This window comes from Sporosarcina sp. P34 (genome assembly GCF_002743375.1).
Lineage (GTDB): Bacteria > Bacillota > Bacilli > Bacillales_A > Planococcaceae > Sporosarcina.
In genome coordinates, this window is sequence record NZ_PDZC01000002.1 from 427,949 (window position 1) to 434,726 (window position 6,778).

7 protein-coding genes are annotated in these 6,778 nt (G+C 43.0%); 4 read left to right on the forward strand and 3 right to left on the reverse strand.

From position 1 onward, the window contains the following. Positions 1-29 precede the first annotated feature (29 nt). From CSV63_RS06035 to CSV63_RS06045, 3 genes are read right to left on the reverse strand one after another with little or no spacing between them, the layout of a single operon-like run. Positions 30-935 carry a proline racemase family protein gene (locus CSV63_RS06035; RefSeq protein ID WP_099694987.1) on the reverse strand — a complete coding sequence of 302 codons (906 nt, stop codon included), beginning with the start codon at positions 933-935 and terminating at the stop codon, positions 30-32. A gap of 15 nt (positions 936-950) precedes the next feature. After that, positions 951-1,970, reverse strand: coding sequence for a proline racemase family protein (locus CSV63_RS06040; protein WP_099694988.1), 1,020 nt, complete (start codon positions 1,968-1,970; stop codon positions 951-953). Beyond that, positions 1,967-3,142, reverse strand: coding sequence for an NAD(P)/FAD-dependent oxidoreductase (locus CSV63_RS06045; protein WP_099695024.1), 1,176 nt, complete (start codon positions 3,140-3,142; stop codon positions 1,967-1,969). Before CSV63_RS06045 ends, CSV63_RS06040 begins: the two co-directional genes overlap by 4 nt. Before the next feature lie 258 nt (positions 3,143-3,400). On the opposite strand from CSV63_RS06045, the gene CSV63_RS06050 reads away from it, so the two are divergent. The 4 genes from CSV63_RS06050 to CSV63_RS06065 form a co-directional block, all read left to right on the forward strand. Beyond that, positions 3,401-5,122 (forward strand): sigma-54 interaction domain-containing protein, encoded by a 1,722-nt coding sequence (locus CSV63_RS06050; protein WP_233191962.1) that lies wholly within the window; start codon positions 3,401-3,403, stop codon positions 5,120-5,122. A gap of 67 nt (positions 5,123-5,189) precedes the next feature. After that, on the forward strand, positions 5,190-5,459 hold the full coding sequence (locus CSV63_RS06055) for a (2Fe-2S)-binding protein (RefSeq protein ID WP_099694989.1): 270 nt from the start codon (positions 5,190-5,192) through the stop codon (positions 5,457-5,459). Then, the gene (locus CSV63_RS06060; RefSeq protein WP_099694990.1) at positions 5,456-5,797 is read left to right on the forward strand and encodes a (2Fe-2S)-binding protein; all 342 of its coding nucleotides are present in this window, start codon (positions 5,456-5,458) and stop codon (positions 5,795-5,797) included. The genes CSV63_RS06055 and CSV63_RS06060 overlap by 4 nt, the downstream gene beginning before the upstream one ends. Next, positions 5,787-6,778: NAD(P)/FAD-dependent oxidoreductase (locus tag CSV63_RS06065; RefSeq protein WP_099694991.1), on the forward strand; the 992-nt coding region annotated here is incomplete at its 3' end. The genes CSV63_RS06060 and CSV63_RS06065, both read left to right, overlap by 11 nt.

Sequence of the window (6,778 nt, forward strand, 5' to 3'; positions counted from 1 at the left end):
ACCCCCTGTGGTTTTACTAGACGTGGCTTTTAAGCTAAGATAAATCCTTTTGGTAATGGGTCTTCAGGGTCAAGAATGAATTCATGCGAACCTGTTATGAAAGGCACGCCCTTCACCGAGAAAATTCCCCTGTCGCCTGGCACAGATTGAATCTCAATTTTGCTTTCGAAGATACTCTGATTGCTCAATGAATTTATAGTGCGCTGCTCTTTCATTGCCAAAGCGATGGTACTTTCTATACCCGGCGAGCGTAAGATATAGCCGTCCTGTTCAAACGTAACCGATCGATACTCGTAATCTGCAAGTTGCTCCTGCAAGATAATGCCGTCGAAAGCTTTCTGTTGTGACTTCAGCTTTTCTACCTGGATTGCTCCCCACTCCATAATCTCTGACAGTTGTCCCAATTGAAGAGATTTAATAGTAATGGGCAACGTATACACATAGAACCTGTGACCACTTGGTAGCTCCACGCAAGAAGCTTCGGAATCCCTCACCAGCATTTTTCCTTCTGCTACTTCCATCTTCACAGCGATTACTTCCTGTTGCTCTACCGCCACATTTACATGCCATACACCATGAACGGTTTCTACAGTGTATTGTCCATCTTCCTTCTGTTGCAAATGCCCTATTTCAAGCAGTGCGGCCGTAGTGGCAAGAAGTGATTCGTATTTAAAACCAATCGCTTCCTGATGATGAAGAAACAACAACTGATAATTTGCTTTGGCTGAAGGACCTACGATACAACCGTTCATTCCTCGGTGTCCGCGGGGTTCATTTAACAGTAAATTCTTTTCGGCATTAAAGTGATTTTCTAACTTCTTTTGATTACTCTGCGCATCCAGGCCTTCAAAGTAAAAAGGTGAATGCACAATGATACGGTACGCCTCTCCAAATACCTGTGTGTCCATCGTACGGAACATCTTTTGTAGAATCATTCAGTTTTCCCACCTTCAATGATCCATTGGCGGAATGAGAAGGTACCCTTCCCGCAAAGGATCTTTTTCGTTGTAGTAAAAGCGATGCATGCCCATGATCCATGCAGAGCCGGTTACCTCAGGAATGACCCCGGCAACACCACCTACCGTTACCTTTTCAAGAATACGCGCTGTAAAGAGTGTTCCGACGATACTTTCATAGACAAAACGTTCATGAACTTTCAACTCATTTTTACTATGCAATGTCGCAAGTTTTGCAGACGTTCCTGTGCCGCATGGTGAACGATCGATGCCGCCAGGCGGTACGATGACCGTATTTTTTAAATCCGCTTCTGGATGAGTGGGATCAGTATAAAATTCGATATGTGTCAATCCATTAATGAATGGAAACTCGGGATGAATAATTTCCTCTGTTGCATTGATTGCGTTACGAATCTTGATTCCTTTACTGATGAGCGATGCTCCATTTTCTTCCGTCAGCTGAAGATCTAGCGTCCGGGCATCAACAATGCCATAGAAGTTACCGCCGTAAGCGATTTCACAAACAACATGACCCACATCCTCTACATCCAACTCTACTGTTTTCAATAAAAAAGAAGGGACATTGACGAACGTAACTTCCTTTGCCACACCTTTTTCCACTTTTACCGTAACCTCCACTAAACCGGCCGGTGTATCTACTTTGATCATTGTGTAAGGCTCTCTCACTTCTATCATGCCGGTTTCAATTAGCGCGGTGCAAAAACCAATCGTGTCATGCCCGCACATCGGCAAATAGCCTCCAGTTTCAATATAAATGACACCCACATCTGCATCGGGATGACAGGGATCCGTCATAATTGCTCCCGACATCACGCCATGTCCACGTGGTTCATTCATTAGGAACATTCGTATCCAGTCATACTCTTTTTGCATGTAAAGCATTTTTTCAGACATCGTATTGCCCTGTAGAGGAGGCATGCCACTAATTAACGTACGGGTTGGATTACCCCCGGTGTGCGTATCTAGTGTCGTAAATACTCGTTGATACTTCATGCATGCACAACCCCCTGTCGAAAACGATCGAAACTTAACTGTTCAATAGGAATGCAAGTTTCCTTATCGTTCAACATTTCTTCTATTAACTTACCTGTAACTGCAGCTAGACTGATTCCATCACCTTCATGACCCGCCGCAATATAATAACCGGGGATATGATCGACTCTTGAGATAATAGGCAAATGATCTTCTGTCCACGGTCGTAAGCCTGCATACGTGCGAATGACAGTCATGTCCGCCATCTGGGGATAGAAGCGCAATGCGCGTTTGGCAATTTGTCGAATCACTTTATAATCTACTTTTGTATTGAATCCAGCAAATTCACGACTGCTACCAATTAAAAAGTTCTGTGCTTCTGTCGGTTCAAAGACCAATGCCACACCATATTTTTCCGTCAATGGATCTACAGAACGTTCACCGCCAAACTTTGAGATTAAGTAACCGAACTCCATGACTTTTCGTAATCCGACAGGCTGTTGTCTAGATGCAACAATTAATTGCCCTTTTCTAGGTACAATGGGTATAGACAAATCTAGCATCTGTCCAATCAACGGTGCCCAGACTCCTGCCGCATTCACTACACGCTTGGCAGTAAATTGCCCTCTTGTCGTTTCTATTAAAAACTCACCTAAAACATTGCGTGACATACTCGTTACTTCCGTGTTTTTATGAATGATTGCTCCTTGCTTTTTAGCACTGTGAAACATGGAAAATGTCATCATATAGGGGTTAACGGTAGAATCCGTCTTACATTCCAATCCGCCGTATAAGTCATCTGCAAAATACTTTGATTCATTTCGTAAATCTTGACGGTCCAGCATCTTGAAGCTCAAGCCCGCTTCTACTTGCTTTGATACCCATTGATTTGCGGCTTCCATCTCTGCATCATTCTCACAAACTAAAATACTTCCTGGATTGCGATATTCAAATGAAAGCTCCAAGTCTTTATCTAATTGATGAACCAGTTCCTGACTCTTTAAAGACATTTGACTGTCGAAACCGGGATCTTTATCAATCGCCAGTATGTTTCCATCACATTTTGAGGAAGTACCACTCGCCAGTTCATTCTTTTCAAGCACCGTAATTTCCAAGCCCGCTTTTGAACCGTAGTACGCAATGGCCGCTCCCATAATTCCCCCACCAATCACAACGATATCGCTATGTTGTATTCCCTTCACAGGATCCCTCCTCTCGATTGCCTATTCACGTTTATATAATGCAAGAACCATGCCAAATTTATAATTCAACAATTACGTGACAGTTTATTACCGATAGAAACCCTATGAAGTGGTAGCGCTTTCTATTTACGGAATCTTCTATAACTACTATACTTTTAGTAAGTGGTTCGCTATAACTATTAAATTATCAGACAGTTAATGTAAAGAAAATTATACACTGTAAAAAAAACTGACACTGGAGTGACCAAAATGTTTAAATATATTCATGACTTTATTACAGACATTATGAAAAAAGACTTTCTTATCATAAACGGAAATACAATTGAAGAAACTATTGAAAAACATTTGACAAGCTCTCCATCTACACAGCTATTCATTAAACATACACAAGACTACCGGCATGTATGCTTGCACAAAGATGAACTCCGCTACGCAAACTCACCGATTCTATCTATAGATATTCCAATCAGTGAAGTATCCGAGAAACTTTCCCATGTTGAATTTTTATTATGTCGTGACACACATGGTGAAATTACAGGATATATAAAAGCTGAGCAATTTATTGATAAGTTAATAGAACAACATGAAAAGACGTTGGCGTATTTGCAGACCGTCCTTCAGACAATCGACGAATCTTGCACCGTAATTGATCAAGACGCCAATGTTTTGTACTGGACCAAAGGGGCGGAGTCTTTATTCTCTCTCAAAGAACAAGACGTAATAGGCAAACCCATTACAGACTTTTTTGATACGAAGCATCTAGAGATACTACATACACTACAAAATGGTTCCTCGGTGCGTCATTCACAGCATCATGCACGCAAGGATCTCGTAGTGCTAATCAACTCCAACCCTATTTATCATAGGGATCGTATCATTGGCGCTGTCGTATCAGAAACCGATATAACGAGCCAGATTCGGATGAATGAAGAGTTGTATGCAACTTCCGAAAAACTGTTCTTGCTTGAGGAAGAGAAACGGAAAAGTACTGCTAGCCACAGTCCATTTGATTATATAAAAGGAAATAGCGATAAACTAAAGCAGACAATTGATATGACCAAAAAGGCGGCTACTACGGATGCCAGCATATTGCTATACGGAGAGAGCGGTGTGGGGAAGGAACTGTTCGCAAAGGCTATCCATAATCTAAGAGAATCGCAGAACGCACCATTTGTCGCTATAAACTGCGGGGCAATTCCCGAGAGCCTTTTTGAAAGTGAAATATTTGGTTATGAAAAGGGAGCATTTTCAGGCGCCGACCAGAGAGGGAAAAAGGGAAAGATCGAATTAGCCAGGGGCGGTACTCTTCTATTAGATGAAGTAGGAGAAATGCCGCTCGATATGCAGGTGAAATTCCTACGGGTCCTTCAAGAGCGCAGATATTATTCAGTGGGCGGTACAAAAGAGATCGAGGCAGACTTCCGCATTGTGGCCGCGACCAACCGTGACTTAAGGGAGCTTGTAAGCGAAGGTTCTTTCAGAGAAGACTTGTATTATCGCTTGAATGTTGTCAACGTGAAGATTCCTCCATTACGCGAAAGGGCAGAAGATATCATAGAATTGACACATTACTTCCTTTATGAATTCTCCATTAAGTACAACCGGCAGATCAATAGTATTTCGCAAGTTGTAATGCAAGCTCTTTTACAACATAATTGGCCAGGAAATATTCGGGAACTCCGCAATGCCATTGAGCGCCTAGTTGTATTCTCTGATAAAGGTCTCGTCAATGTTCATGACCTCCCTTCCGAAGTCATTGAAAATACCAACTCGCTACCCGCAATCCATAGGACAAAACCTGTTCAAACAGAAAGTGCACCACTCGCAGAACAGATGCAGAACTTTGAACGCAAGTTGATTGTGCAGGAGTTGGAAAAGGCAAACGGTAATAAGCTACAGTGTGCAAAAAGTCTAGAAATCACCCGTGCCACTCTATACAATAAAATGCACAAATTAGACATACCCTTCTAAAGGCTTCTTTCATTGGCATGATTCTTGCATATTAGTTAAGCAGTAAACTAGCGAGGAGTGAACATATATGTCCGAAAAAGATATAATTATTTGTAGATGCGAAGAAGTTACTTACTCCGATTTAAAAGACACAGCAAAAAGATTTCAATGCACACCAAGAGAACTTAAATTACGCACGCGCGCAGGCATGGGCTATTGCGGAGGAAGAACTTGCCGCAATGCCGTAGACAGCATAGCGCTCGAAAGTACAAAACGGGATGAATCCCAAATTACATTAAAATATCAACCACCAATTAGACCCGTAAGTTTTGGAAAGTTAGGGGAGGTTTTTGAATGAGTCAGCGTATCATCAACCACCCGGTACTCGGAACTTTAGACGAATCACAAAGCATCACATTTACATTCAACGATGCAGAATACAAAGCGCTTCAAGACGAATCCATTGCCGCTGCCCTGCTTGCCAACGGGATCAGAACGTTGCGCCATCATGAAGAAAGCGGTTCCCCAAGAGGGATTTACTGCAATATTGGTCACTGCTTTGAATGCCGAGTAACCGTGGATGGCGTACCAGGCGAACGGGCTTGTCTGACGCCAATTACACAAGGGATGAAAGTTTCAAGCGGTGGTAAGCTACGGACTGATGTGCGTGACTGGAGGGCCAATCATGGAAAATAAAACTATCATCATCGGCGCGGGACCAGCCGGATTAACTGCGGCCATCACCATCGCGTCACGCGGTCACCGTGTAATGGTTATCGACGAATACATGAAACCTGGTGGACGATTACTAGGTCAACTATACGAAGAACCTAACGGCAATTGGTGGAACGGTATCGTAGAATCCAATAAACTACATCAACAAGCTAAGGAACTGGGTGTCGATATCAAGCTTCACACACCCGTCTCCAACATCGTGTTTCAGGAGGGGATTTGGAGTGTCCATACAGATGTAGATATTCATGAAACTACACATTTACTTCTAGCGACAGGCGCAGCAGAGAGTCCTCTTCCCATTAAGGGTTGGACACTTCCAGGCGTCATGTCAGTCGGTGCCGCACAAGTCATGACGAATGTTCATCGTGTCAAGCCCGGGGAACGTGGGGTCATTATCGGAGTGAATGTTTTATCATCGGCAATTGCAATGGAACTAAAAATGGCAGATATTGATATCGCTTGTATTACATTACCCGAATCCAATACCGTTAATGAAAGATTCGGTCAGCCATTGGAAGTGATGAACTCACTTCTGCATGTTTCCCATATGGCACCTTCTGCATTTATCAAAATGGGAAGTAAACTGATGAAAAATGACTTCTTCAAACAACTTGGCATTACATTCTTTCCAAAGAACGGTGTGAAAATGTGGGATATACCGATCATGTTACGAAAAGCAGTCACAGAAATCATTGGTGACGGACAGGTCGAAGGTGTGAAAATTTCTACGATCAATGCAGCCGGTGAAGTGATCCCTGGAACTGAAGAGGTCATTGGAGCAGATTTCGTGTGCATCGCCGGTGGATTGTATCCGCTAGCGGAATTGGCGGCAGTCGCTGGTTGTCCTTTCTATCACATAGAAGAACTTGGCGGATATGTCCCATTGCATAACGAACGCATGGAAACCACCCTTCCTGGGCTTTATGTAGCGGGGAACATTAC

Coding starts and splice junctions, on each gene's coding strand:
- CSV63_RS06055 (WP_099694989.1), top strand. CDS start 5,190: ATGTCCGAAAAAGATATAATTATTTGTAGATGCGAAGAAGTTACTTAC.
- CSV63_RS06050 (WP_233191962.1), top strand. CDS start 3,401: ATGTTTAAATATATTCATGACTTTATTACAGACATTATGAAAAAAGAC.
- CSV63_RS06035 (WP_099694987.1), bottom strand. CDS start 935: ATGATTCTACAAAAGATGTTCCGTACGATGGACACACAGGTATTTGGA.
- CSV63_RS06040 (WP_099694988.1), bottom strand. CDS start 1,970: ATGAAGTATCAACGAGTATTTACGACACTAGATACGCACACCGGGGGT.
- CSV63_RS06060 (WP_099694990.1), top strand. CDS start 5,456: ATGAGTCAGCGTATCATCAACCACCCGGTACTCGGAACTTTAGACGAA.